This is a genomic window from Acinetobacter sp. YH12043, assembly GCF_013419915.1.
Classification (GTDB): Bacteria; Pseudomonadota; Gammaproteobacteria; order Pseudomonadales; family Moraxellaceae; genus Acinetobacter.
In genome coordinates this window covers 1-26,276 of sequence record NZ_VOZD01000035.1, presented here as the reverse complement: position 1 = coordinate 26,276, position 26,276 = coordinate 1, and the positions used below count along the sequence as shown (strand labels likewise).

At 42.4% G+C, this 26,276-nt stretch carries 24 protein-coding genes and 1 pseudogene; 10 read left to right on the top strand and 15 right to left on the bottom strand.

Features of this window, described 5'->3' with window-relative positions; all coding sequences use genetic code 11:
- Positions 1-119, top strand: a pseudogene (locus FTU01_RS14120) (IS30 family transposase); the annotation flags it as partial.
- Between the two features lie 568 nt (positions 120-687).
- Here the strand turns inward: FTU01_RS14120 and FTU01_RS14115 are convergent.
- From FTU01_RS14115 to uvrB, 5 genes are all read right to left on the bottom strand, one after another.
- Positions 688-1,062 carry a helix-turn-helix domain-containing protein gene (locus tag FTU01_RS14115; RefSeq protein ID WP_125278388.1) on the bottom strand — a complete coding sequence of 125 codons (375 nt, stop codon included), beginning with the start codon at positions 1,060-1,062 and terminating at the stop codon, positions 688-690.
- 212 nt (positions 1,063-1,274) lie between these two features.
- Positions 1,275-2,732, bottom strand: coding sequence for a glyceraldehyde-3-phosphate dehydrogenase (locus FTU01_RS14110; protein ID WP_004782721.1), 1,458 nt, complete (start codon positions 2,730-2,732; stop codon positions 1,275-1,277).
- A 246-nt stretch (positions 2,733-2,978) separates the two neighbouring features.
- Positions 2,979-3,911: an EamA family transporter RarD gene (gene rarD / locus FTU01_RS14105; RefSeq protein ID WP_034702892.1), complete on the bottom strand. Its 933-nt coding sequence runs from the start codon at positions 3,909-3,911 to the stop codon at positions 2,979-2,981.
- 167 nt (positions 3,912-4,078) lie between these two features.
- Entirely contained in the window at positions 4,079-4,678 is a 600-nt protein-coding gene (locus FTU01_RS14100) for a lipocalin family protein (protein WP_004782725.1), read from the bottom strand.
- 145 nt (positions 4,679-4,823) lie between these two features.
- Complete coding sequence (gene uvrB, locus FTU01_RS14095; RefSeq protein ID WP_180139697.1) at positions 4,824-6,845, bottom strand: excinuclease ABC subunit UvrB; 2,022 nt, start codon at positions 6,843-6,845, stop codon at positions 4,824-4,826.
- A gap of 339 nt (positions 6,846-7,184) precedes the next feature.
- Here uvrB and FTU01_RS14090 point away from each other — a divergent pair, with 339 nt between their 5' ends.
- The gene (locus FTU01_RS14090; RefSeq protein ID WP_034580895.1) at positions 7,185-7,973 is read left to right on the top strand and encodes a hypothetical protein; all 789 of its coding nucleotides are present in this window, start codon (positions 7,185-7,187) and stop codon (positions 7,971-7,973) included.
- A gap of 57 nt (positions 7,974-8,030) precedes the next feature.
- On the opposite strand, the gene FTU01_RS14085 is transcribed toward FTU01_RS14090, so the two are convergent.
- Complete coding sequence (locus FTU01_RS14085) at positions 8,031-8,210, bottom strand: hypothetical protein (protein ID WP_004782731.1); 180 nt, start codon at positions 8,208-8,210, stop codon at positions 8,031-8,033.
- A gap of 445 nt (positions 8,211-8,655) precedes the next feature.
- On the opposite strand from FTU01_RS14085, the gene FTU01_RS14080 reads away from it, so the two are divergent.
- The 5 genes from FTU01_RS14080 (at position 8,656) to FTU01_RS14065 (ending at position 13,049) form a co-directional block, all read left to right on the top strand.
- Positions 8,656-9,750, top strand: a complete 1,095-nt coding sequence (locus FTU01_RS14080; protein WP_034702885.1) for an OmpW family protein — start codon at positions 8,656-8,658, stop codon at positions 9,748-9,750.
- A gap of 181 nt (positions 9,751-9,931) precedes the next feature.
- Positions 9,932-11,146 carry an MFS transporter gene (locus FTU01_RS14075; RefSeq protein ID WP_180139694.1) on the top strand — a complete coding sequence of 405 codons (1,215 nt, stop codon included), beginning with the start codon at positions 9,932-9,934 and terminating at the stop codon, positions 11,144-11,146.
- The gene (locus FTU01_RS15615) at positions 11,139-11,273 is read left to right on the top strand and encodes a hypothetical protein (protein ID WP_257218399.1); all 135 of its coding nucleotides are present in this window, start codon (positions 11,139-11,141) and stop codon (positions 11,271-11,273) included. Before FTU01_RS14075 ends, FTU01_RS15615 begins: the two co-directional genes overlap by 8 nt.
- 185 nt (positions 11,274-11,458) lie before the next feature.
- Positions 11,459-12,418: a TauD/TfdA family dioxygenase gene (locus tag FTU01_RS14070; protein WP_179992243.1), complete on the top strand. Its 960-nt coding sequence runs from the start codon at positions 11,459-11,461 to the stop codon at positions 12,416-12,418.
- A gap of 301 nt (positions 12,419-12,719) precedes the next feature.
- Entirely contained in the window at positions 12,720-13,049 is a 330-nt protein-coding gene (locus tag FTU01_RS14065) for a four-helix bundle copper-binding protein (RefSeq protein WP_180139691.1), read from the top strand.
- A gap of 98 nt (positions 13,050-13,147) precedes the next feature.
- Here FTU01_RS14065 and sthA read toward each other — a convergent pair whose 3' ends face one another.
- Positions 13,148-14,563 carry a Si-specific NAD(P)(+) transhydrogenase gene (gene sthA, locus FTU01_RS14060; RefSeq protein WP_004782740.1) on the bottom strand — a complete coding sequence of 472 codons (1,416 nt, stop codon included), beginning with the start codon at positions 14,561-14,563 and terminating at the stop codon, positions 13,148-13,150.
- Between the two features lie 217 nt (positions 14,564-14,780).
- Here sthA and lipA point away from each other — a divergent pair, with 217 nt between their 5' ends.
- The 3 genes from lipA (at position 14,781) to FTU01_RS14045 (ending at position 19,211) form a co-directional block, all read left to right on the top strand.
- On the top strand, positions 14,781-15,794 hold the full coding sequence (gene lipA, locus FTU01_RS14055; protein ID WP_004782741.1) for a lipoyl synthase: 1,014 nt from the start codon (positions 14,781-14,783) through the stop codon (positions 15,792-15,794).
- A 351-nt stretch (positions 15,795-16,145) separates the two neighbouring features.
- On the top strand, positions 16,146-18,650 hold the full coding sequence (locus tag FTU01_RS14050; RefSeq protein ID WP_180139689.1) for an acyl-CoA dehydrogenase: 2,505 nt from the start codon (positions 16,146-16,148) through the stop codon (positions 18,648-18,650).
- Positions 18,651-18,818: 168 nt separating this feature from the next.
- Positions 18,819-19,211: a carboxymuconolactone decarboxylase family protein gene (locus FTU01_RS14045; RefSeq protein WP_004782744.1), complete on the top strand. Its 393-nt coding sequence runs from the start codon at positions 18,819-18,821 to the stop codon at positions 19,209-19,211.
- 134 nt (positions 19,212-19,345) lie between these two features.
- Here the strand turns inward: FTU01_RS14045 and FTU01_RS14040 are convergent, their stop codons facing one another.
- From FTU01_RS14040 to FTU01_RS14005, 8 genes are all read right to left on the bottom strand, one after another.
- Positions 19,346-20,221 carry an NAD(P)-dependent oxidoreductase gene (locus tag FTU01_RS14040; protein ID WP_180139686.1) on the bottom strand — a complete coding sequence of 292 codons (876 nt, stop codon included), beginning with the start codon at positions 20,219-20,221 and terminating at the stop codon, positions 19,346-19,348.
- Between the two features lie 15 nt (positions 20,222-20,236).
- Entirely contained in the window at positions 20,237-21,598 is a 1,362-nt protein-coding gene (rutG, locus tag FTU01_RS14035; protein ID WP_180139683.1) for a pyrimidine utilization transport protein G, read from the bottom strand.
- 33 nt (positions 21,599-21,631) lie between these two features.
- Entirely contained in the window at positions 21,632-22,147 is a 516-nt protein-coding gene (gene rutF, locus FTU01_RS14030; protein WP_373686386.1) for an NADH-dependent FMN reductase RutF, read from the bottom strand.
- A gap of 145 nt (positions 22,148-22,292) precedes the next feature.
- The gene (gene rutC / locus FTU01_RS14025) at positions 22,293-22,673 is read right to left on the bottom strand and encodes a pyrimidine utilization protein C (protein WP_004646493.1); all 381 of its coding nucleotides are present in this window, start codon (positions 22,671-22,673) and stop codon (positions 22,293-22,295) included.
- Between the two features lie 33 nt (positions 22,674-22,706).
- Positions 22,707-23,468, bottom strand: a complete 762-nt coding sequence (rutB, locus tag FTU01_RS14020; RefSeq protein ID WP_180139678.1) for a pyrimidine utilization protein B — start codon at positions 23,466-23,468, stop codon at positions 22,707-22,709.
- Complete coding sequence (gene rutA, locus FTU01_RS14015) at positions 23,465-24,571, bottom strand: pyrimidine utilization protein A (protein ID WP_004646490.1); 1,107 nt, start codon at positions 24,569-24,571, stop codon at positions 23,465-23,467. Before rutA ends, rutB begins: the two co-directional genes overlap by 4 nt.
- Before the next feature lie 335 nt (positions 24,572-24,906).
- Positions 24,907-25,698 carry a pyrimidine utilization protein D gene (gene rutD, locus FTU01_RS14010; RefSeq protein ID WP_180139675.1) on the bottom strand — a complete coding sequence of 264 codons (792 nt, stop codon included), beginning with the start codon at positions 25,696-25,698 and terminating at the stop codon, positions 24,907-24,909.
- Between the two features lie 81 nt (positions 25,699-25,779).
- On the bottom strand, positions 25,780-26,037 hold the full coding sequence (locus FTU01_RS14005; protein ID WP_004782755.1) for a hypothetical protein: 258 nt from the start codon (positions 26,035-26,037) through the stop codon (positions 25,780-25,782).
- Positions 26,038-26,276: the final 239 nt, after the last annotated feature.

Sequence of the window (26,276 nt, the reverse complement as noted above, 5' to 3'; positions counted from 1 at the left end):
TCGCTATGTCACTGAATACTCGTCCTAGAAAAGCGTTAGATTGGCTTACACCATTAGAGAAATTTGCTCAGCTTGTTGATTATCATAAGGCTTTTGAAACTGTCGCACCTCATGTTTGAATTCGCCGGGTTAGTCTCTTCATCCAAGATAGGAACCTTAGTATTTCCTTTAATATTTTCAAAATTATTAACTAGATTACTAAATTGACTTTGTAATGAAAATATTGCCTTATCGAATGTTTGTATTTCATTTTTAAAATTACTATTTCGAAAACATTCTTGCAAAAACTTATTTTCTTCTTTAATTATCGCCCTTAGTTCTCGAAATTTATTTAGCTGTAATTTGACATTCTCAAATGTCTTGTTGGAACTAATAACTCCATCTCTCAATCTAAGATAAACATGCTCAAGCTCAATCACTTTTATTACTATCAATTTACATTGTTCAGCTATTATTTCTGTATTCTTTTGCGATTTCCAAAGATTAAATGTAATTAACAAAGCAACTGGAGCAAACATAGTTGCTGACCAATTCATAGCTATAATTATGATATTTTCATTATCAATACTAAACTTTGATAATCCAAAGACAGCACAGCTAAAGATAAAAAGAAAAAAATAAGCCATTATTAAAATACAGGCTAACTTGATAGGTTTCATATCCTAAGCCCCAAAAGCAATTTAATTTTTATTTAGTAACACGCTCTTTATTTTCCAAAATCTCTGGCAAACTGCGCTCTACCCAGCCAATCAAATAGTTTATTTTTTCTGCTGCTTGCGAACCGGTAATGGTCAATTGATATTCCACTTTGGGTGGCACAACCGGATACACCGTTCTTAAAATAAAACCATCTTGCTCCAGCATTTTTAAGGTTTGCGCCAGCATTTTTTCACTGACCCCTTCAATTCGCTGTTTCAGCTCACTAAAGCGATGTACACCTTCACTTAAACAGCGCAATACTAGCACTGACCATTTATTGGTGAGATGTTCCAGTATTTCACGGGATGGGCATTCATTAGATAGCACCTGTCCCAACAATGGACTGATTGCATACTTGGTCATTGAAGAGTTCCTTTCTTGATCACGGTTTTTAGTTATTACTTACTATTTTTAATGTACTTACCATTTGTAAGCTAACAGATTCATATGAGCGTATCAAGGTGAATTTTCCATCAATTAATGTATATGATTTTATTAAGCTGATTGGCCAACTTTATTTTCCACAATAAAAAAGAGCCTCAAAAGAGGCTCTTTTTTTAGATGACTTCTACAAATTATGCATTTGTTTCAGCAGGAACTTTTGGATAGCTTACGCCGCCCATTTGTTCAGCAATGCGAAGTACCTGGCAGCTATAACCTACTTCGTTATCATACCAAACGTAGCAAGTTAAACGGTTGCCTGAAGTGATGGTCGCTTGAGCGTCGAATACACCTGCAGTACGAGAACCGATAAAGTCAGAAGATACAACTTCAGTCGAGTTTGTATAACCGATTTGACCTTGAAGGTTAGAATTGATTGAGATTTGGCGAATGTATTCATTTACTTCATCACGATCAACTTCTTTGTCTAAAGTCAGGTTCAGAATTGCAAGAGATACGTTTGGCGTAGGAACACGTACAGAGTTACCAGTCAACTTGCCTTTCAGTGCAGGAAGTGCTTTCGCAACCGCTTTAGCAGCACCAGTCTCAGTAATAACCATGTTCAATGTTGCAGCACGGCCACGACGATCAGCTTTATGGTAGTTGTCGATCAGGTTCTGGTCGTTTGTGAACGAGTGAACTGTTTCAACGTGACCATTGATCACTGTGTATTTGTCGTTTAACACTTTCAGTGTTGGAGTGATCGCATTGGTAGTACAGCTTGCAGCAGAGATGATTTGATCTTCATCAAGGATGTCAGCCTGGTTCACACCAAATACAACGTTCTTCATGTCACCTTTACCAGGTGCAGTCAGAATTACGCGAGCAGCGCCTGGACATTTCAGGTGTTGAGCAAGACCTTCAGCATCACGCCATTTACCAGTGTTGTCGATCACTAAAGCATTTTCGATACCGTATGCAGTGTAATCCACTTCAGATGGATTAGATGCATAGATCACTTTGATGAACTGGCCGTTTGCAATGATTGCTTCGTTTTCTTCGTCTACAGAAATCGTACCCGCAAATGGACCGTGGATTGAGTCACGACGTAATAAAGACGCACGTTTTTCAAGGTCACCGTCAGATGATTTACGAACTACGATTGCTTTCAGGTTCAAGCCGCGGCCTAGACCTGACTGGCTGATCATCAAACGGGCCAGGATACGACCGATACGACCGAAACCGTAAAGCACCACGTCTTTACCTTCTACAGAAGTTGCATTGCCTTCAAGTGATTTCACAGCGTCAGCAACGAATGCGTTAACATCACCACCTTTTGCTTTGAATTCAACAGCAAGTTTGCCTAGATCAATTTCAGCAGTACCGATGTTTTCCACTTTTGCCAATGCTTCAAGGATTGGGAAAGTGTCTACAACAGAAAGCTCAACGTCTAATACGCGAGTACGACGATGCGCTTTAAGGATCTGGATTACAGAACGGTTAATTAAAGAGCGACCGTAAACTGTAGCTACGATATTTTTTTCACGATATAACTGACCTACTAGGGCAATCATACGTTCCGCAAGTTCTTCACGGTTTTTCCAACGACCTTGGTGCTCTGCATGGAGGGCAACGATAGTGTCTTTGCTCACAGATACGTCCTCTAATTAATTGTAAATCTAAGCATAAATTTCAAAACCCGATAATTGTAATGGAATTGGCCGCAAGTTTGAATCAAAAGCTGATTAACTCTGGCCGAAAATCCGATATATTCACTATAAATTTTGAAAATAATTGTAATTAGTCAGATGATTTTGCATTTAAAATTTGAAAAATCATCTATTCCCTGTAAAAACCAGATTTTTGTTAAATGTTGTTTATTCAGCCAAATTTATCATTCAAGAATCTAAACGTTTCTGATAACGCTCTAAATTTTGTGCTAGTGTCAGGCGTCTTTTTCGTTGTTCAATAATGTGTAGTATACCTTCAATTACCAACAATACGACGGCCAGCCAGATCGGAAGATAGGTCAGCCATTCGCCGGCTTCAACCCGCTCCCCTAATGCCATAGACGCAAAAGCCAAAAGTACTGGCTCCAGATAGCTCAGCAGACCAAAAATTACGAAAGGCAGATAACGGCTTGCCAGAATATAACTACCTAAGCCTAAAGCACTTAAGAAGCCCAAACCCAACACTGCCAAGATGAGATGAGGGAAACTGACCATAAGCTTGAGAGAATCGCTATGTACAAAGCCCAGATAGAAAGCCACTGGCAGAATCAGACACAAGTCCCACCAGAATCCACCCAAGTGATCCGTACCAAAGCGACGGCGCAGGAAGAAATACAGTGGATAAGCCAAAGCCACATAGACCGTTTCCCAGGCGATCGAACCGATTCGCCAGATTTCATGTCCCACACCTAATATGGCCAGTGCGACTGCTGCCATCTGCCAGCGCGATAGTTTTTCCTTATAAAGCACACATCCGACCAGCACCATGACTAAGGGCAACAGGAAATATCCTAGGGATACCTGTAAACCGCGGCCATTAATTGGTCCCCATAAAAAGAGCCACAACTGTGTCGTACATAACAGGGAACTGATGATCAACCAGAGCAGAAAAGCAGGTTGTTTGAGAATGCGTTTTAAAATTTGAGTGATATGGCTGAGGTCACCTGACCACCACATGAACGCAGTCAAAAATGGAATGGTCGCCAACATCCGCCAGGCAAAGGTCTGTTCACTGTCTAAAGGCTGCAAAAATGGCGTGAATATATAAAGAACACCAAATACTACTGATGCCAATACCGATAATGCAATGCCTTTATACATGCTTCAAACCCAAGATCATTCCAGCGCATTATAACGATTAGTCTAAAATAAAGCTTGAAGATTCATCTGACCAAAGGTGATAGCAAGGCAAAATATATAATTCAAAAAAGAGAAGCATTAAAAAACCATGCCGAAGCATGGTTTTTATACCTAACCCAAGTGGCCTTTTATTTTCTTGCCTGTTGGGTCTGTTTGGTATGAATCACATCACTCAAATCATAACCCACAGATTGCGCATATTGCAGGTATTCATTCACCACGTTCTGATCCAGTTGAGGATCACGTGACAATACCCACATATATTTACGTTTAGGCTCGCCGACCAGTACGGTTTGATAATTATCATCCAGTTTCAATACCCAATAATCGCCACGGCCCACTGGCAACCAGCGAATAAACTCTGGTAAGAAACTTACTTTGAGCTTGGTGTTATAAGGTGCATTCTGAATGTATGCCTCACCTACGGATTGGGTCACCTGACCATTTTTCTGGATACAGCGGTTATCTACATTAACGTTACCATTTTCATTTAATGTATACGTCGCCGTAACATCACGATCACACTTGTTCTGGAATGTAAGTGGTTTACGAGCCACTTCATACCAGGTGCCCAAATAACGATCCAGTTCAACTTTCTCTACAGTGGGTAAAGAATCGTTCTTGGCATAAGCCATAGTTGCAGCCCCGAGTCCAAGTAGAACTGCACCACCCACTGCAATTTTTGCAAGTTTCAATCCCGCATGAGGGAGATTATTTTTAGTTGTCATACGATACCTATTTGTTGATCAGGACAAAATTTTCAACATGAATATTTCGTACTTACAATAGCGGCATCTGCAGACATACTTTGTAGCATTATGTTAGGTTTGTGATTGATTTTACGTAATTTAAATCTGTAATTTACACACAGACCTAACTTAACATCTGCGCTTTTAAACGTAAAATTTCATCCCGTATACGTGCAGCCTGCTCAAACTGTAGTTCTTTTGAAGCCTTGAGCATTTCTTTTTCCAGTTTATTGATATGCTTCGCGAACATCTTTGGATCGGCCATGATATGGCGTTCATCTGCACTGATCGCACGGGCCTGATCGGAAGCTTTCAGCTCAATAGTTTCATCATCCAGCACTTCGCCTGTATCAATTTCCTTAATCACCTGACGTACTGCACTACGTGGTGTAATGCCATGCTCTTCATTAAACTGGATCTGTTTGGCACGACGGCGTTCAGTCTCATCAATCGCTTTTTGCATAGAATCGGTAATGCGATCCGCATACAAAATCGCTTTACCTTTCAAGTTACGCGCTGCACGACCAATGGTCTGGATCAGTGAACGCTCTGAACGCAGGAAACCTTCTTTATCCGCATCCAAAATCGCAACCAGTGAAACTTCTGGCATATCTAGACCTTCACGCAGCAGGTTAATGCCGACCAGAACATCATGCACACCGGTACGCAGCTCATGAATAATTTTCACACGCTCAACAGTATCAATATCGGAGTGCAAATAGGCAACCTTGATTCCATATTCTTTTAAATAGGATGTCAGGTCTTCCGCCATACGCTTGGTCAAGGTCGTCACCAGCACACGCTCATTCATTTCCTTACGAATATTGATTTCAGACAATACATCATCGACCTGTGTCAAGACTGGACGGATTTCAATTTCCGGATCAATCAGACCGGTTGGACGAACCACCTGCTCGACTACCTGTTCAGATTTTTCCAGTTCATATCGTGCAGGTGTGGCACTGACGTACACGGTCGTCGGTACAATACGTTCCCATTCCTCAAATTTCATTGGACGGTTATCCAGTGCACTTGGCAAGCGGAAACCGTAATTCACTAGATTTTCTTTACGGGAACGGTCACCTTTGTACATGGCTCCAATTTGTGGAACAGTCACGTGCGATTCATCGATAATCAGCAAGGCATCATCGGGTACATAATCAAAAAGCGTCGGCGGTGCTTCGCCTGCCGGACGACCCGATAAATGACGTGAATAGTTTTCGATACCGTTGGTATAACCGAGCTGCTGCATCATTTCCAGATCATAACGGGTACGCTGCTCGATCCGCTGAGCTTCCAGCAACTTGTCATTTTCACGGAAAAAGACCAGACGTTCTTTTAATTCATCTCGAATGGTTTCAATCGCGCGAGCCAAATTGTCTTTCGGTGTTACATAGTGACTTTTAGGATAGATCGTGACACGCGGCACTTTACGGATCATTTTCCCGGTTAAAGGATCAAACCAGCGAATGGAGTCGACTTCATCATCAAACAGCTCAATCCGGATGGCATCCTGATCCGATTCGGCTGGGAAAATATCAATGATCTCACCACGAATACGATAGGTACCGCGCAGGAATTCCAGTTCATTACGCGAATACTGCATTTCAACCAGACGGCGAATAATATCATCACGTCCAATACGGTCGCCTTCGACCACATGCAGCAACATGCTCATATAGGCATTCGGATCACCCAGACCGTAAATCGCAGACACTGAAGCGACAATAATTGCGTCGCGACGTTCTAAAAGTGCACGGGTGGCCGAAAGACGCATCTGGTCAATGTGGTCATTAATTGCCGCATCTTTCTCGATAAAGGTATCTGAAGATGGTACATAGGCCTCTGGCTGATAGTAGTCATAATAACTGACAAAATATTCAACCGCATTATTCGGGAAAAATGCTTTAAATTCGCCGTAGAGCTGTGCAGCCAGCGTTTTGTTATGGGCCATGACAATAGTCGGACGCTGGGTATGGGCAATGACATTGGCCATAGTATAGGTTTTACCTGAACCGGTAACCCCCAGCAAAAGCTGATCGTGATAGCCTTTTTCTATACCCTTGACCAGCTTTTCAATGGCCTGTGGCTGATCGCCAGCAGGTTGATAATTGGTCACCAGTTCAAAGGGTTGTTTATCACTCATAGCTTTAATCATTTCACTGCGGATATCGACTCAATTTATTATGGGGGTAAAACTGAATTACTCAATCCCTATCCAGGTTTCTGTTTAGTAAAATAAATCGAGTGAAATATTATGCTTTCGTAGCTTAAAGTCGTTTTAGATCTAAACTTTTCTATCAAAATTGAATCAGCATAAATTTCGAGCCGGATCATTACTTCATTCTAGCTTATTCGCTATTCAGCTAAAATTTCTGGACAAAGTTCTGCCTTATCTGATGATGTAATAAAGATTAATTTCACCTTGACCCTTATAGCGTTCAAAGGCAACATGAAGCTAATCAGGACATCGAATAAAAAAGCCATGACTTACCATTATCACGATGAAAGTATTGTTAAATCTCTGCCAGAAAATACGGTATTTGTTTTCGGAAGCAACTTGGCTGGACAACATGCCGGAGGAGCAGCCAGAACAGCTTATGAGCATTTTGGGGCGGTCATGGGGGTTGGTCGTGGCTGGGCAGGTCAAAGTTATGCCATTCCGACTATGAATGAGCATTTGCAACAGATGCCTCTCTCACAAATCCAGCACTATATTGATGACTTCAAGATTTACACCAAGAACCATCCTAAAATTAAATATTTTATTACTTCGGTCGGTTGTGGCATTGCTGGTTATAAAGTCGAAGAGATCGCTCCAATGTTCAAAGGCATTTCTCACAATGTCATTTTTCCGCAATCTTTCCGGCCTTTTGTAGAAAAAGCGCTTCCGAAAATTACGTCGCAATTCCTGCATACCATCTTTCGGGATTCGGTGATTTTTACTCCGGCAACAGATGAGCTGATTGATGTTCTGGCACTGACCGACAATGAAAAGAGTCTGGCCAAGATTCTGCTTAACACTCAGATTTATCCGGTCGACAGCAATGGCCGTGATCGTGTATTTGAGATTGAAGATATTCTGCATAACCTGAATGGCAAGATTTTTGATTTCCAGAATAATTCTGAAGGTTCCATGCTGTTTGGTGCTGTGATTTTGGCACTTCTGGAACTTTATAATATCAATGAAAAAGACTTTATTGATGTCTGGAAAGGTGATCGTGAGATTGCCCCACCAAAACCTGAAAATAAAGCACGTAAAACAGTTCGCTAAGGTAGCTCCCAAATTTTACTCATAAAAAAGCCATGAACTTCATGGCTTTTTTATTTTTTAACGTTTGCCCATTGAACGGCGTGTACCACGAGGTGGCATCCAGGTCCGGTCGGCATAACGCTGCGGTTTAGGTCGTAGATCTTCCAGAACCTCATCTGAAGCAGATTGTTCTGCTTGTTTTAATGGAAACGGTAAATTAACCAAGGGCTTTTTCTTGGGAGAATTTTGGGAGCTCATGCGCAATACTCAATAATTTATGCGGCTATTGTACAAAAAAACTCTATCTGCTGTGTACCACCGGTTGGCTAAATTTATTCAAGCTTTTTCTAGTAGGTTTTGAGCAGAAAATTTTCTGATTTCTTGTACAAATCACGTCCAGGATAGAAAGCTTAAATCATTATTTAAAACTTAGATTAATGAGAAAAATGTTACCCACTTATTATTCTATTACTTCGATAAAACTGAAAATTTTATAAAAATTAATATCCTATTTATCTTCACTATTCATAATAATTTTTACATAAATATATATTTTATTAATACAATTTATACAAATTTTGGCATTTTTTACTTTCTGTTAACTTTTCACTACTCGTTCTGTAACTGTGTAAATTGGTGAGATTTAACTAAATTGTTCAATAGAAAAACAAATAACTAGCACGGACAAGGAGTCCTCTGAACAATGAAGACAATCATGGTATGCATGGCAGGTCTAGCCACACTACCCCTGCTTGCACATGCAGAATCCCCATATTTCAGCCTACAGGATGGCGATGGCTTTAAGCGATTTTCCGTTTCAGTCGGTGCACTGCATGTCATGCCACAAGGAAAAGCACAACCATTTGCGGTAAATACAGCAGTTCAAGATGGTGAAACGGCTAAAGTTGGTGACATCTCGATCGCTGCAGTCAAAGGCAATCTTGATCCTGCTATGGAGTCGAATCTTTCAACCGGCTTCATTAACCTCATCGATGGCTTAGGCGGAAAAACTTTATCTGGCAATTTAAGTGGCAGTGCAGAGATTTATGGCTTGGAAAGCTGGAATAATGCTGGAACAGGTCTGGAAGCTGATGATGTCACTACACTCGGGATCATGACCAACTATTTCTTTACCGACAATGTCTCACTGGAAATAAAAGCCGGCATTCCTCCCAAAGTCGACTTGCAAGGTAAAGGCAAGATTTATGCACCATTCTCTGCAATGGCAACGCCAAGTATTGATTTAATTCCTCAAATACCGGGTGGCATTGATTTACCGAGTATTGACTTAAAAAATGACATCCCGATTACGGATCTGGAAGCATATGGACCGGCAGCATCTGCACGTGCCTGGACCCCGGCTTTTGAATTTCAGTACCATTTTGGCAAAACAGGTGTCAATAAATTCCGTCCTTATGTCGGGCTTGGACTCATGTATGCCTATTTCAATGAACTGGAAATCAATTCAAGTACTGAACAAGACCTGATTAAAGCCGGTCATATGATTGCCAACATTAAGGAAGGCAAAGCTGGCGCTTCTCTAGATGGGATAGAAAGTAGTGCTAATCCAAAAGTAGATCTGGAAGCGTCTGATGCCTTTGCTCCTGTCGCGACTGTCGGCTTTACTTATGACTTTAATGATACCTGGTTCGCGGTAGGTTCTGTATCTTATGCTCATCTGAAAAATGACACCACGATTACGGTAACAGATGCAAATCTAGGTGAACTGATTCGCTCCAAAGCCGATATTGAAGTCAATCCAATTCTGGCCTATGCCGGATTCGGGATGCGTTTCTAATCAATTAATTCTTTCATTAAAAAAACTGAATACTTCAGGACAGCGGCTACGGCCGTTGTTCTGTTTTCTGACGTTCTATGCAGCTATAAAAAAAATTTATCGTTTGATTAATTTTTATTTTATCGCCTCTCTAGGTTGAATCGAATACTATACCTATCAACTTTATATGCATGAATGACTTATGGCTGACAGTCAATTTTCCAGAACCCTGATTTGTATGCTGATTGGCGCTGCCATTATTCTGGCTTTATCTTTGGGGATTCGTCATGCATTTGGCCTGTATCTGGTGCCAATGAGTGAAGAATTTGGCTGGGGTCATAATGTCTTTAGTTTAGCCATTGCCATGCAGAACCTGATCTGGGGTGCTGTTCAGCCCATTACTGGTGCCTTCGCTGATAAATATGGCAGCAAGATTGTTGTTGCCATTGGCGGTGCCTTATATGCGCTTGGCCTGTTATTGATGGCTGTCAGTTCAACCGGATTATTGTTGAATCTCAGCGTCGGGCTGATTTTAGGTCTGGCCTTGTCTGCCACCTCTTTCCCGGTTTTATTATCTGCGGTTGGACGAGCTGCACCACCTGAAAAACGCAGTCTGGCAATGGGGATTGCCAGTGCAGCAGGCTCCTTCGGCCAGTTTATTATGCTGCCTTCAACGCTATTACTTTTACAGAATGTCGGCTGGTCAGCAGCACTTGTCGTCAGCGCAATTTTAATCGCTTTGATTGTACCTTTGGCCTGGATGCTAAAAGCCCCGATGTATGTCGATCCAAATGCCATATCTACGCCGAATAAGGTATCACTCAGCTTTAAAGATATTTTAGTCGTAGTCAAAAACCATAAGCCATTCTGGTTTCTGGCGATGGGCTTTTTTGTCTGTGGCTTTCAGGTGGTCTTTATCGGGATTCACCTGCCGGGTTATCTGATTGATCATGGGTTCAATGCTACAACTGGCACCATTTTCCTGGCACTAGTGGGCCTGTTTAATGTTGTCGGCACCTATACGGCTGGCTGGCTCGGTGGAAAATATTCCAAACCACGTCTGCTAATGGGCTTATACGGTCTGCGCGGGCTTGCAATTATCGCCTTTCTGATGCTGCCTTTAAGCACCTGGACGGTCTATGCGTTTGGTGTCATCATGGGATTATTATGGCTTTCTACCGTACCACTGACCAACGGTATTGTTGCCAATATGTTTGGCGTGAAATATCTGACCATGCTCAGCGGGATTGTATTCTTTACCCATCAGGTCGGTTCATTCTTTGGCGGCTGGCTCGGCGGTGTAAACCATGACATGAGTGGCAATTATAATGCGGTATGGATGCTGTCGATTGCCTTAAGTATTTTTGGTGTACTGGTGCACTTATGGGTAAATGAGGAGCAAATCGTACATGACTGATTCCACCTTTCTGCTCAAGCTTTCCATTGCGATAGCAATGGTACTTCTGCTCGCTATTTCTCTATTGCTCTGGAGCCAGACTCCAGAACTGTTTGAGTACTTTAATCAGGCTTTTTGCGCACACTGATTGTCAAATATTTGACATTTTTCAGCAGCTTTAGGACTTTGTTTTGCCATTTTAATTAAAAGATATCAAATCAATCATTTAGATATTTTTATTAAGTTTTTCATAAGTTTAGCAATTCTTTTGATTTTATTTTTGCTCTGGTTTTTTTTAGATTTTCTGCAACAAGAAAATTCAGAGACTTTCCAATGACAAGCTTGACCCAACTTTCACAAGCCATTCACGATGCACCACGCTGGCATCAGCAAGATCAGTTCCAGAATACTGATGAAATCAAAATTGTCCCGCAGGCAGATCAAGCCCTAGGCGCAGTGGTTTATGGCCTCGATGCCCGTAAAGCCCAATCTGGCGAAACCATCCTGCGTCTGAAGCAGGCTCTGGCTGAACAATTGATCCTGATCTTTAAGAATCAAAGTCTGGATGATCTACAGTATCTGGCATTTGCCACCTATTTCGGTTCGATTTTCCGTCCAGATGCCGACACGCCAGTGCTGGCTTCTAAAACAGATACGGGCACTCCACCTGATGTCGTACCAGTTTCCAATGCAGTCGGTCAAGGGGATTACACCGGTCACGGTGAACTTGCACCGCATGCCGATCACCAGTGGACACCGTTACCTTCTTTTGGCTCTTTACTCTATGCCATTGAACTGCCAAAAGACGGTGGCCAGACGTCCTGGATCAATACCATCAAGGCTTATGAAGCCTTAGATGAAAAAACCAAAGCAAAAATCGATCAGTTACAGCTCATTACCTATAATCCATTTGTACGCTTCCAGAGCAATAAAGGTGGTAATGCTTATGCAGGTAATATGCCAAAATATCGCTTTAAAGATCAGCCAATTTTAGGTCATGCCTACCCGCACCCACTGGTACGTACCCATCCTGAATCTGGCCGTAAAGCACTTTGGTTAAATACTCATACCGAAGTTGAGTTGGTAAATTATGATGATCAGGCAGGCAATGAACTGATTGCAAAATTACGTGAGCATGTCTTAAAACCTGAATTCGCTTATGAGCACCATTGGGAAGCAGGCGATATCGTGTTCTGGGACAATCAGGTTACTCTACATTCACGCCGTCCTTTCCCTGCTGATCAGCGCCGTTTATTAAAACGTATCAGCCTGGCAGGTAGTCGTCCATTTTAATCACCATAAAAATATAATAAAGAGAAAGGTCATTTAAGCCTTCGACAATAACGACTCATCATGTAGATTTTCCGCCATTGAGGAATGACCGCCTCAATGGTTTTATTTTTAAATTTTTAGTCATCCTATTTTGGGAATATCAGGATAGAGGTTTTAAATTAAATTTTTTAAAAATACAGCTTTTAACAAAATCGGCAATCGGATTACTTTTTCTCACTCAAACTGCCTAGTGTATTTTTCCTTTTCTGCTTAGCGTATTAAAAATCAAGCCATTGCTATAAGCTGCAAAAAGGAGAAGAAAATGAACGAGATTCAATTTTCAGATTGTATCCGCGCATGTATGACCTGCTCGCTGGCCTGTACCAACTGTGCCAGTGCCTGCCTGAAAGAAGAACATTTAGAAATGATGCGGGAATGTATCCAGCGCTGTCTGGACTGTGCTGATCTGTGTCAGCTCTGCGCCCGCATGCAACAAAAGCAATCTCCATTTATGAAAGAGATTTGCGAGCTATGCGCTAAAGCTTGCGATTATTGTGTAGAAGAATGTGGCCATCATGAGGATGATCATTGCCAGCAATGTGCAGAAGCTTGCCGTCGCTGTGCTGAAGAATGCCGCAAAATGGCAGCCTAATTTCCAGCATTATTGACGAAATTGAATTTTTTCAATCTGGAAAATAAAAAACCCGCAAGCCAAACTTGCGGGTTTTTATCTAACCTGAATAAATCAAATTAGAATAAACGGTTCATACCATTCAATGTCGCCACACGATAGGCTTCTGCCATCGTTGGATAATTGAATGTGGTTTCCACAAAATACTTGATCGTATTGTTCGGGCTGTTCATGACTGCCTGACCAATGTGGATAATCTCCGATGCATTATTACCAAAGCAATGCACACCCAGAACTTCCAGCGTATCGCGATGGAACAGGATTTTTAATTCGCCAACTGTATCACCGGTAATCTGCGCACGCGCCAGATGACGGAAAGAAGCCTGACCCACTTCATACGGAATTTTTTCTTCAGTCAACTGCTGCTCAGTTTTACCGATTGAAGAGATTTCCGGAATGGTATAAATACCAGTCGGAATATCAGTCACGGGTGCAACATCTTGCTCACCGCTCATGTTAGCACCTGCGCAACGACCTTGGTCATAGGCAGCAGAAGCCAATGATGGCCAGCCAATCACGTCACCTGCAGCATAGATATTTTCGACTTCAGTCTGATACTGCTCATTCACGGTTAATTGACCGCGACTGTTTGGTTTCAGGCCAATATTTTCAAGGCCTAAACCGTCAGTATTCCCTGAACGGCCGTTACACCACAGAATCGCATCTGCCTTAATTTTCTTACCGCTTTGTGTATGTAGAACCACATAATCATCAGAAGTTTCAAGGAAGTCGATCTGTTCATTATGACGGATCAATACACCCTGTTCACGTAAGTGATAAGACAACGCATCAGAGATTTCATCATCTAAATAGCTGAGCAGTTTTGGTTGGGTGTTAATTAGGTCAACCTTATGTCCTAGACCAATAAAGATCGATGCATATTCACAGCCAATCACACCTGCACCATAAATAATGATTTTTTGGATTGAGAAATCCAGATCCAGAATTTTATCTGAATCAAATACACGTGGATGATTGAAATCAAGAATTTCTGGGCGGTATGGACGTGAACCGGTCGCAATCACCAGTTGCTGGAACATAATAGTTTCTTTTATGCCATCTGGTGTAAATACAAAGATCGTATTTGCGTCTTGAATGTAAGCACGACCATGATAGATATCAATCTTGTTACGGTCATAAAAACGTGAGTGAGTATCCACCTGCTGCTGAATCACTTTATGTGCATTGCGCAGTACCTGTTTCATGGTGAATTGTTTCCATTCACCTACTTTTTGAAACATTGGATCACGTTGATAACGGATAATGCTGGATACCGTTTGACGCAATGCCTTACTTGGAATCGTACCTACGTGAGTACAGTTACCACCCAGCTGTTCACGCATATCCACAATTGCAACACGCTTACCAGATTTGGCAAGTTTCATTGCCGCGCCTTCGCCCGCAGGGCCTGAACCTAGAACTACCGCATCGTACTTAACGAAAGTCCCACTAACGACCTCTTTTTTACGTGGCATTCAACGCTCCTTAAAATTAAAAAATTTTGCTTTAATCTACGCTATATTATGACGTAATTGCTGCCAATTTGGTGTATTTAACTTACATATATTGTGTGATAAGAACATTTTTTAAATGAATAATCCTTTTCGCCCTATTTCACCCGAGTTTCGTTATAATTAAAAAAGTGTTAACTTTGATTTATCTCCCTCCTTCAAAACAGTGGAAAAGTTATATATGTCTGAAAACCGTAAACCTGAACAGGGTATCAAACTTCGCGGCGCAGAAAAGGTCGCCCGTATTCCTGTAAAAGTTGTTCCTACGGTTGAAACGCCACGTAAACCGGACTGGATCCGCGTGAAAATGGCCGCTCCCGAGGAAGTTCAGCGTATTAAAACTACACTTCGTCAGCAAAAACTGCATACCGTATGTGAAGAAGCTGCCTGTCCGAACCTGCCTGAATGTTTTGGTGGGGGTACAGCAACCTTTATGATTATGGGTGATATTTGTACGCGTCGCTGTCCGTTCTGTGATGTGGCACATGGTCGTCCAAATGCACTTGATCCGGATGAACCGCGTCATATGGCAGAAACGATTGCCAACCTGGGTCTGAAATATGCAGTCATCACTTCAGTAGACCGTGATGACCTGCTGGATGGCGGTGCACAGCATTTTGTGGACTGTATTAAAGAAGCTCGTGCTTTGAGTCCAAAGACTTTGCTGGAAATTCTGGTACCTGATTTCCGTGGTCGTATGGACATCGCTTTACGCATCATGACTGAATGTCCACCAGACGTGTTTAACCACAACATTGAAACTGTGCCACGTCTGTATAAAGCCATGCGTCCAGGTTCTGATTATCAGCACTCTTTAAATCTGTTGAAAATGTTTAAAGATTATTGCCCAGAAATTCCAACCAAATGTGGTTTGATGGTCGGTATTGGTGAAACTGAAGAAGAAGTTCTCGCTCTGTTAGACGACCTGAAAGCACATGACGTGGATTATGTAACGATTGGCCAGTATCTACAGCCATCTAAACAGCATGCGCCAATCGACCGTTTTGTAACGCCAGAAGAATTCGAACGTTATGCAGAACATGGCCGTAAGCTTGGCTTTAAGAATATCTGGTCAGCACCGATGGTACGTTCAAGTTACTTTGCAGATCGTCAATACTATGGTGAACCGGTTCCGGAAGTACGCCGTAAAGTTGATCCAGCGAAAAAAATCGCTGTGCAGGCGATTGAAGCTTAAAATGACTTAGATCAAAGCCCTCTCAAGTAGAGGGCTTTTTTATGCCTAACTAAATTTATATTTGTTCACTTTTTAATTATTTTACCTACCCTCTCTTGGAGATTAAGTTATTACTTATCTTCACATTTCTTTGCGTGTTCTCACTTGAAGACTGCGCATTTTTCAAACAATCTCAAAAACAGATAAAACACTTCAATATATCGTTGAAATATTTAATAACGATTGTTCTCACAAGAACAATTGTGAATTTGCCAGTTGCTTAAGCGATGTAAAAAAATTGATCAAGTCTTATGAAGACACCTTAGGGAGATCGGCAGCATCACAATTGTATGACCCTGGAGAAATATAACAATGCTATTTATTTTCGCCGTACTTCTTCTCATTGCCAGTTTATGGGCGATTTTCTTTTTTCAACTCTCCCGTACCACTGGTGCAATTACCCTGATTGTCATGTCAGTGGTTTGTGCCTTTATCAGTCCTTGGTCACTGATTCTGGGTATTCCCCTGATCCTGATCAGTCTGGTCGTCATGATCGAACCTTTGCGTATGTCTTTCATTTCCAGGCCAGCCTATAAGGCATTAGCGGATGCCATGCCGAGCATTAGCCCGACAGAACGTGAGGCTCTTGATTCCGGCACCAGCTGGTGGGAAAAAGAACTCTTTATGGGTGCGCCGAACTGGGAAACCTTTAATAGCTATCCCTATCCAAAACTTTCCATTGAGGAACAGGCATTCTTGGATAACGAAGTCGAAACGCTGTGTAGCATGCTGGATGAATGGAAAATTCATGAGAAGAAAATGCTGCCTGAACATATCTGGCAATATATTAAAGATAATGGCTTCTTGGGACTAATTATTCCCAAAGAATACGGCGGTCGTGCCTTTAGTTCCTTTGCTCAAAGCCGGGTGATGAGCAAAATTTCTTCACGCTCTCTCACTGCTGCTGTGAGCTGTATGGTGCCTAACTCACTTGGGCCGGGTGAGTTGTTACTACATTATGGTACCGATGAACAAAAAGATCGTTATTTACCCGGTCTGGCCAAAGGTGAAGAAATCCCATGTTTTGGTCTGACCAGTCCTGAAGCCGGTTCAGATGCCGGTGCGATTCCAGATACCGGTGTGGTCTGCTATGGACAGTTTGAAGGTCAGGAAGTCTTGGGACTGAGAATGAATTTCTCCAAACGCTGGATTACTCTAGCACCAATTGCCACCGTGGTTGGTCTGGCTTTTAAAATGTATGACCCTGATCATTTACTCGGTGATAAAACAGATTATGGGATTACTTGTGCCTTGCTACCGGCCAATCATGAAGGGGTAAAAGTCGGTCCACGTCATAATCCTGGCTCCCCTTTTATGAATGGTACTGTTGAAGGTAAGGATGTATTTATTCCTTTAGACTGGATCATTGGTGGCGTGAAAAATGCCGGCAAAGGCTGGCGTATGCTGATGGAATGTCTGGCAGTTGGCCGTGGTATTTCCCTACCGGCTTTATCTACCTCCAGTGCCGAAATGACTTACCTGAATGTCAGTGCATTTTCTCGAATCCGTCAGCAATTCAAGATTTCGGTGGGTAAATTTGAAGGCGTACAGGAAGCCAATAGCGAAATCGCCAGTGATGCCTATATGCTGGAAGCTTTCCGTTATTTAGTGACTTGTGGTCTGAACCAAGGTGGTAAACCGGCAGTCATGACGGCAATTGCTAAATACTATGCCACTGAGACCATGCGTAAAATTGTCAATCACGGTATGGATGTCGTGGGTGGCCGTGCGATTCAAATGGGACCTCGTAACTTCCTGGCTCTCAACTATCAGGCCATTCCAGTATCGATTACAGTCGAAGGCGCCAATATTCTCAGCCGCTCATTGATGATCTTTGGTCAAGGCTCGATGCGTTGCCATCCTTATTTGTATGAAGAATTACAGCTTCTGCAAGCTGAAGACCCAAAAGCCGCTCTGAATCCATTCGATATTATGTTATTTAAGCATCTGGGTTATACCTTTAACCGGACTGCCCGCTCTTTTGCCTATGCTTTTAGCGGTGGTTCAAGTGCTGCGCCACAAAGTGCAGTTGATTTTACCCGTCCTTATTACAAGATTATTAACCGGCTCAGTGCCAACTTTGCCCTGACTGCAGATATGTGTCTGGGTTTACTTGCCGGTGATATTAAACGCAAGGAAATGCTTTCTGGCCGTCTGGCTGATATTCATGCCCATCTGTTTATTGCGACGGCAATCCTGAAATTCTTTGAACATAGCAAAAAAACTGAAGCTGAACGTCTGCATGCACAATTGGCAATTGAGAAATCTTTATATACGGCTCAGGAAGCGTTTTATGACCTGTTTGCAAATTTCCCGGTGGGTGTTGCTGCTGGCATGGTCAAACTTATCTGTTTCCCATTTGGCCGACCTGTCGCGAAGCCATCTGACCGACTTAAACAGGAAGTCGCAAATGTCATGATGGAAGATAACGCTTTCCGGAAAGTACTGAAAAAGCATGTTTTCTATAGCACAGCGGAAGATGATGTGAATGGTCGTATGGAATCAACCTTCACCATGTTACTGGAAATTGAGCAGCTTTGGGATCGCTTTAAAAAAGCCGAAAACAAAGGTCAATTTAAAGGACTCAGTTTTGCTGATCATGTGGCTGATGCGCATGAACAAGGCTTTATTAATGAAGAAGAAGCCAATAAGTTGCTGGACTATAATGCGCGTCGCTACGACAGCATGTTGACTGATGTCTTCGATCTGCATTTACAGGAAGTATTGGAACTTGAAAATCCTCATATTTCGAAAGCAGATGCAACAGGTACCGATACTTCAGTTCAAAGTGCACCTTCACATTCAACCAGTCCTTAGATAGAACTTTTATCTAAATCGGATCTTGCTTTCCAAAGTGAGGTTATTTCCTGATTTCACTTTGGAATATCACAAGTGGCTATTCAGCCACTTTTTTACGACTATTGCACGATGGTATTTAAGATATTAAACGTTAAGCTAGACCCATAATAAAATTGAGGGTCAATGATGTCACAACAAGATTATGAAAATGGCTTGAAAGTCCGTACTGAAGTGATGGGTGCAAGTTTTGTAAAACGTGCTCAGGACAATACGGTTCCTTTTACTCAGCCTTTGCAGGACTGGATTAATGAACATGCCTGGGGCTCAACCTGGCAACGTGAAGGGATTTTACCACGTAAATACCGTTCTTTAATTACCATTGCTTTTCTTACCGCGCAAAAAAGCCCAACTGAATTGAAAGGCCATGTTCGTGGCGCTTTGAATAATGGTGCAACAGTTGAAGAAATTCAGGAAGTGCTACTGCATAGCCTGCCTTACTGCGGTGCCCCTGCTACTCAGGAAGCCTTCCGTGCAGCGCTTGAAGTGATTCAGGAATATCAAGCAAATCAGCAGAATTAAGATTTACTTAGGCTATTGAGCTGCCTAATGAATAAATAAAGCCGGGAATTAAAATTCCCGGCTTTTTAAATTTTAAACTGATATATCTATAGCTATAACTTCTTTAACACTGTCTTTAATATTGTTTGAAAAGATTATCTTCTTAATTCAATTTGAGTCCGCTGTTCCAGTCCTTGCACCGCAGCAGAGAAATCCAGCTGACTGGCCTGAGGTTTGGCAATCTGCTGAAACTCTTGCTGAACCAAAGACATCACCGATAAATCCAGTTGCTGTTGCTGTACCAGCTCCAAAGCAATGCCAATATCTTTCTGTAACAGATCCAGTGCAAAAGTCTTGTGAAACTCACGGTTCAGTACACGCTGCGCCATGATATTTTCCGACATGCTGCTTTTACCGCTGGAATGATTAATACAGTTCAGTGCGCTACTTAAATCAACGCCCTGTCCTTTTAGCACAGTCAGCCCTTCAGCCAATGCCCATAAATGAGTCGCCATTAGGGTATTATTCACGGCTTTCACCGCAAAGCCCGAACCATTTTCTCCTACATATTCAATCAAGCCAGCAAAGGCTTCAATAATCGGTTTGACTTGTTCAAAGGCTTGTTCATTACCTCCGACCATCACAGTTAAAGTACCGCGTTCTGCTCCAATGGTTTGGCCAGAAACCGGTGCATCCAGATAAAAACTACCTTGTTGCTCCAAGAGCTTCGCCAGTTTCTGGGCAGATTCCGGTACACCACTGGTACAGTCAATCCAGATTGCACCTTGTTTGGGTGGATGAGCTGCAATTAATGCTTCTACATCCTGACTGGTCGGTAAACAGGAAAAGATAAAATCTGCCTGAACCGCCTGCTCAATACCAACTGCCTGCGTTACAAAAGTTTCGGCATGCGCTACAGCTTTCTGTTCAGTACGGTTCCAGACCCACACCTGATGTCCGAGTTTTGGCAAATGGGAGGCCATATGCCAGCCCATTGCCCCGAGTCCTAAAAATGCAATTGTATGACTCAAAAAATGCTCCTCATTTTAAACGACTGGCTTAGCCTCAACCTCAGTTATGGTTTCAGCTGGTTCAGATGCTGGCAATTCTTTATCTTCACCACGATTCAGGAATAGATTGAGTAAGATCGCAGCTAAAGTCGCAGTACCAATACCCCCCAGATCAAAACCACCAATCTGCAAGCTATAGTTCCCTGTACCCATGATCAGACACACGGCACCAATAATCAGCGTACTGTTCTTGGTAAAATCAACCTTGTTATCTACCCAGATTTTTGCACCAGCCACCGTAATCAGACCAAAGACCACAATCGATGCACCACCCAATAAAGCCACTGGAATGGTACTGATCACTGCACCAAATTTAGGTGAAAGTCCGAGTAAAATCGCGAAGATACCCGCGAAGACAAATACCGTGGTTGCATAAACCTTGGTGACTGCCATCACACCGATATTTTCAGCATAAGTGGTCATCCCCGTACCACCGACAGAAGCGGATAATGAAGTACACACCCCATCAGCAAAGAAACCGCGTCCCATATACGGTGACAGGTTTTTACCGGTCATCGCAGATACAGCTTTAAAGTGCCCCAGATTTTCTGCCACTAAAATAATCGCCACTGGTGCAATCATCAGCATGGCATTCATTTCAAATACCGGGCTCTGGAAATTAGGCAAACCAAACCATGCTGCTTCACTGACCTTGGTAAAATCAATCGCAGGTCCGAAGCCCATCACATTCGTGAAAAGGAAATAAATCAGGTAGGAAGATAATAAGCCTAATAACAGCAGCAGACGGCGTACCATTCCTCGGGTAAACACAGCAATCACACTGATACAGATAATCGTGATTAATGCCATCCAGGAATCAAACTGGTTCGCTGAAACGCTTTTAATCGCGACTGGAGCCAGGTTCAAACCGATGATCATCACGATCACGCCTGTCACTACAGGTGGCATCAGTTTTTCAATCCAGTTGGTACCGGTTTTCATCACCAGCAGCCCAATCAAGGCATAGACAATACCGCAAGCAATGGTGCCGCCAAGGGCCAGTCCGATATTAGGATTCGCACCAACTCCGGAATAACCTGTAACTGCGACGACCGCACCAATAAAGGCAAAGCTGGATCCCAGATAACTAGGCAATCGACCGCCCGTGATCAGGAAAAATAAAATGGTCCCAATCCCGGTAATGAAAATCGTGAGATTGGGATCAAACCCCATTAATAAGGGTGCCAGCACGGTTGCGCCAAACATGGCAAACACATGCTGCAACCCGAGAATAATACTTTTTCCAGCAGGCAGATATTCATCTGTTTGCACGGGTGTGGTATCGAGATTGCCTTGGTAAGGCTTAAATTTTGGAAACCACGTTTCTTTTTCTTGCATCGGCTTCCCCTCCTTGATTAGGATTGAATTGAATTAGCACATTTTGTGTGGCTCACAGTAAGAACGGTTGAAGTACATCAGCGCATTGCCTTGACGCTGGCACATGGCTTTCACCTCACAGAACAGCACGTCATGACTGCCTACGGATAAACATTGGACCACCTCGCAGTCAAAACTGACTAAGGCATCTTCAAGTACAGGCGACTGGGTCACCAAAGTTTTCCAGTTCCCCTGACTGAAACGCTCTGCCATTGGTGTTTTTCCACCAAACAGATTGGAAAGATTTTGTTGATGTGATGCCAGGGTATTCACACACAACACCTGATTCTTTTTAAAGGTTTCATAGACTGACGCAGAACGGTTCAGGCACACCAGTAACGTTGGTGGTGTATCCGTCACGCTACATACGGCCGAAGCGGTAAATCCAGCCATTCCTGCATCGCCTTGCGTGGTAATGACATTCACTGCAGCACCTAGATTAGACATGCCCTGACGGAAAATCTGCTGATCGACCTGGGTAAAGATGTCACCCGATGCGTTAGTCGCCAAAACCTTATTTAATGCTTTATTTTCTGCAACTGTCTCTATGATGATTTTAGATAGTTTGGCATTCATGCTGTTCTCCCGCCCCCAAGTCAATATTCAGTTTCAGACCTGGGGCATCTAGTAATGAGATTGAATCAGGTAGATCGACTTATACATGGGCAATCGAAGCAATTTCGACCAGCGCATCAGGTTTGACTAAACCTGTCTGTACGCAATACCGTGCCGGCTTATCTCCCGGGAAATACTCTGCATAAACTGCATTAATCGCAGCATAATCTGCCCAGTCTTTGACAAAGACATGGTTAAAGGTCACGTCATCCATACTGCCGCCTGCTTCCTCAATCACACGCTTGATAGTTTCCAGAATATGACGGGTCTGTGCTGCGGCATCACCGACATGCACCACATTATTATTTTCATCAAAAGCTAATGTACCGGATACATACACGATATTGTCTGCCTTGGTTGCCGGTACATACGGTGCTAATGGTTTCGATGTTCCTGCTGGAATAATGATTTCTTTAGGCATACTATTTTTTCCTTAATTCTGTTCTTTAATTCTTTATGCGCTTACAGCTAATTTAGTTTCTTTTAGTGACTCACTTTCTTTTTGAAAGGTCTCTACAAAATTTTTGGTATCTGATACCCAGCCAAAGAAAGTCTTGATGTTATACAGACTGGCTTCATGCGCTTCGACTGGACCGGCCTGATGGCAGGCATCAGCAAGTGCGACACCGAAATACTCCAGGAAGAAGCCATCACGTAGCGTCGACTCCACACACACGTTGGTGGCAATCCCGACAAAGACCAGATTGCGAATACCTCGGACACGTAACATGCTGTCCAGCGCAGTATTAAAGAAACCGCTATAACGTGGCTTTTCGATCACCAGGTCTTGTGGCAGTGGCTTTAAATCATCAATCAGCTCAAAATCCCAGCCACCTTTTGCTAACAATTGCCCCTGTAATTCAGGACGTTTACGCATGGTCTTTAAGGCATTGGATTTATGGAAATTTGGAGAGTCCTTACCACCCGCTTCCTTATATTCTGCATCCCAGCCATTTTTGAAATAAATCACCTGAATACCGGCTGCATGTGCGGCATCAACGGCCTTTTTAATATTTTCAACCACGGGCTTGGTTTTCGAGACATCAAAGCCCGCCAGATCCAGATAGCCACCCTGAGAGGTATAGGCATTTTGCATATCAATCACAATCAAGGCTGTCTGTTCTGGTGCAAGACAAATCGCTTCGGGTTCCGCTTTAAGCGTTTTTCCTGTGCCGAGTTTTTCCGTAAAACCGGCTGTTACGACTGATTCACTCATGCGCTTTTCTCCAAAACTGGCGCTTCATCTTCAATGACAATATGATCACGGCATTTCATTAGCGGCTGGATTTTTTGACCAAAGTCTTCAACCCCTTGAATAAAATCATCAAAAGTTAGTAGTACGCCTTCCGTACCTTTGATCTCACCAATTTCATCCAACATTCGTGCCACATTTTCATAAGAACCCACCAGCGTACCCATATTGATGTTGACTGGAGATACGCTAGAAGCCATTTGACGGATATTGGTGTCTGCACCGGAAGTGGTATCTTTACCGCCTTGATTCATCAGCCAGTTAATCGCTTCCATATCAGCACCATCGTTATAGTGCTGCCATTTGGCTTGCGCTTCTTCATCAGTTTCTGCAGCAATCACCATAAACAGCACATAAGTCTGTACATCACGGCCAGTCACATCTGTTTTTTCTTTGAGGCGGTCATTAATTTCTGCATAAGCTGTTGGAGTATTCAGGCCTTTACCAAACACGAAGTTATAGTCAGCATATTGTGCAGAAAACTCTAAACCTGCATCAGATTGACCTGCACAGATAATCTTCATGTCGGCTTGTGGACGTGGGCTAACACGGCAATCTTCCATCTGGAAATGTTCGCCTTTAAAGTCTGATTTACCAGTCGCCCAAAGTTCACGCAGAATTTGTACATATTCAGACAGATATTCATAGCGTTTGCCAAAATAGTCATTACCTGGCCACATACCCATTTGGGTATATTCAGGTGGCTGCCAGCCAGTTACGACATTCAGACCAAAACGGCCATTTGAAATCGAATCAATGGTTGATGCCATGCGCGCGACAATTGCAGGTGGCATCACCAGAGTTGCGGCAGTTGCGAAAATTTTAATTTTGCTGGTGACAGCCGCAAGACCTGCCATCAGGGTAAACGTTTCCAGGTTATGTTCCCAGAATTCAGTCTTGCCGCCAAAGCCACGCAGCTTGATCATGGAAAGTGCGAAATCGAAACCATAGTGCTCAGCGCGCTGTACGATTTGTTTATTTAACTCAAAAGTCGGCATGTACTGCGGTGCATTTTCAGAGAGTAACCAGCCATTATTTCCGATTGGACAGAAGACACCTATTTTCATTTTCACACCTCATTATTTTTAACACTTATTCAAAATTCTGATTCCACTTCGGGAATTTTATTTACAAGATAAACATTGCAAAGCGTGTGCCAACTATATTTAATTTATAAATATCATATACTTAATATTTTATTTTTTGAATTTTTAGTAAAATATCTATTTTTACCTATGAGTCAATTTTGAACATACTGTTTCATTCAAGTGCACTCGTAGCAATTTGTGCATTTGCAGTTCATGCATCAATTCGAAGTAAAAACCATGCTGATGCTACAAAAATAATTGATTAGAAAAATAAAAAACCAGACAGGAGGTCTGGCTTTTAAAAAATCTTCAAACTAAGTGGAAATCAAGAAGGAAAGGATCAGCTGATTGACCTGATCCGTTTCGGTCACGGTAGATGCATGTGCACCTGTATCAAGCAAACTGAGGTAACTATGCGGCAGGCATTGTTGTAATTGCTGTGACCGTTGATAAGGCACCAGAAAATCATCCTGATTGGCAATCAGATGGATTGGAACATCTTTTAATACTTGCTGATGCTCTTCGTTTAGTTTAAAAGCCTGCACGGCTTGTAGACGCGCCAGAACATTTTGGATCGGTAGAAAGTCTAATAACTGCTTATTTTCTGCTTCGGTTAACTGATCAATATGGGTTGAGATCCACTGCGGCGGATAAAGAAATAAAGCCTGTGCTCTCACATATGCCTCTGCTCCGCTATTCACCAATAACGAAGTCCGTGCCTCGAAACATTTCTGAGTATGAGCATCAAGCTCTCCCCAGGCATTTAACATGGTCAGACTGAGCAGCTTAAACTTTCTTTCAGTTTGATAGGTCGCCAGTTGCATGCCGATATGTCCGCCCAATGCATGCCCGATAAAATGAAACTCTCGAATACCATCATTGATCAATAAATCCAGAATCTGGCAGGCCATATGGTCGATCGAATAAGACATGGGCAAGAGTTCAGAATCTGAATGACAGCCTTCCTGATCATAAGTGACTACATGAAAATGCTGCTGTAAAACTCTAATTTGAGGATTCCAGAAACTGGCATGCCCGCCCAGTCCGGATGAAAGCACCACATAAGGTGCATCTGCCTGTGCTGCAGGATGAATAAATAAAGACATAAATTTCTCATAGTTTCGTTATGAGGTAAATGCAGCAAAATATATGCCTGAACAGGATTTTTTTTTGAACAATTGATAAAATTATAGCCAGTAGACATTAAAGCTATAATAAAATTCCTGCACCTCAAAGCGTACGTTATAACCAAGCTCAGTCAATTCCGCCGAAAGACCACGAATTTCTTCCAAGGGCAAATGTTTGGGAAATACCGTTAGCACAGCGGTATTGCCCAGTCGGGCATTATCTTCAATCAGTTGAGCCAAGCGAGGCTTGTACATTTCAATATTTAAATTAGCCACGTTCGATAAAATTTTGGCCTGATCTGCAGTCATAAAACTCATTGTTCTTCACTCTTTTTGATTTTTATTCAATGAAGTTAAATGATTTAATTCACATAAAATATTTTTGTTTTGTATCTATAGTAAATACAGCGTGCATAAAAAATCCCTCACATGGAGTAATGCCAGTCAGTTAAGCAAATTTTAGTAAAATGTAGTAAAAATGAGTGTATGTAAATACGCTCATTTTTTTATGTCTTTATCTGAACATTTAGAATCCACTCTTGAACATTCTCTCCCAT

Excerpts from the sequence above, each read along its gene's own strand:
- FTU01_RS14080 (WP_034702885.1), top strand. The coding sequence starts at position 8,656 with ATGAAGACAATCATGGTATGCATGGCAGGTCTAGCCACACTACCCCTG.
- lipA (WP_004782741.1), top strand. The coding sequence starts at position 14,781 with ATGTCTGAAAACCGTAAACCTGAACAGGGTATCAAACTTCGCGGCGCA.
- FTU01_RS14090 (WP_034580895.1), top strand. The coding sequence starts at position 7,185 with ATGACTTACCATTATCACGATGAAAGTATTGTTAAATCTCTGCCAGAA.
- FTU01_RS14050 (WP_180139689.1), top strand. The coding sequence starts at position 16,146 with ATGCTATTTATTTTCGCCGTACTTCTTCTCATTGCCAGTTTATGGGCG.
- rutB (WP_180139678.1), bottom strand. The coding sequence starts at position 23,468 with ATGAGTGAATCAGTCGTAACAGCCGGTTTTACGGAAAAACTCGGCACA.
- rutG (WP_180139683.1), bottom strand. The coding sequence starts at position 21,598 with ATGCAAGAAAAAGAAACGTGGTTTCCAAAATTTAAGCCTTACCAAGGC.
- FTU01_RS14100 (WP_004782725.1), bottom strand. The coding sequence starts at position 4,678 with ATGACAACTAAAAATAATCTCCCTCATGCGGGATTGAAACTTGCAAAA.
- FTU01_RS14005 (WP_004782755.1), bottom strand. The coding sequence starts at position 26,037 with ATGAGTTTTATGACTGCAGATCAGGCCAAAATTTTATCGAACGTGGCT.
- FTU01_RS14065 (WP_180139691.1), top strand. The coding sequence starts at position 12,720 with ATGAACGAGATTCAATTTTCAGATTGTATCCGCGCATGTATGACCTGC.
- rutA (WP_004646490.1), bottom strand. The coding sequence starts at position 24,571 with ATGAAAATAGGTGTCTTCTGTCCAATCGGAAATAATGGCTGGTTACTC.
- FTU01_RS14075 (WP_180139694.1), top strand. The coding sequence starts at position 9,932 with ATGGCTGACAGTCAATTTTCCAGAACCCTGATTTGTATGCTGATTGGC.
- rutD (WP_180139675.1), bottom strand. The coding sequence starts at position 25,698 with ATGTCTTTATTTATTCATCCTGCAGCACAGGCAGATGCACCTTATGTG.
- rutC (WP_004646493.1), bottom strand. The coding sequence starts at position 22,673 with ATGCCTAAAGAAATCATTATTCCAGCAGGAACATCGAAACCATTAGCA.
- sthA (WP_004782740.1), bottom strand. The coding sequence starts at position 14,563 with ATGCCACGTAAAAAAGAGGTCGTTAGTGGGACTTTCGTTAAGTACGAT.
- uvrB (WP_180139697.1), bottom strand. The coding sequence starts at position 6,845 with ATGAGTGATAAACAACCCTTTGAACTGGTGACCAATTATCAACCTGCT.
- FTU01_RS14115 (WP_125278388.1), bottom strand. The coding sequence starts at position 1,062 with ATGACCAAGTATGCAATCAGTCCATTGTTGGGACAGGTGCTATCTAAT.
- rarD (WP_034702892.1), bottom strand. The coding sequence starts at position 3,911 with ATGTATAAAGGCATTGCATTATCGGTATTGGCATCAGTAGTATTTGGT.
- FTU01_RS15615 (WP_257218399.1), top strand. The coding sequence starts at position 11,139 with ATGACTGATTCCACCTTTCTGCTCAAGCTTTCCATTGCGATAGCAATG.
- FTU01_RS14070 (WP_179992243.1), top strand. The coding sequence starts at position 11,459 with ATGACAAGCTTGACCCAACTTTCACAAGCCATTCACGATGCACCACGC.
- FTU01_RS14085 (WP_004782731.1), bottom strand. The coding sequence starts at position 8,210 with ATGAGCTCCCAAAATTCTCCCAAGAAAAAGCCCTTGGTTAATTTACCG.
- FTU01_RS14045 (WP_004782744.1), top strand. The coding sequence starts at position 18,819 with ATGTCACAACAAGATTATGAAAATGGCTTGAAAGTCCGTACTGAAGTG.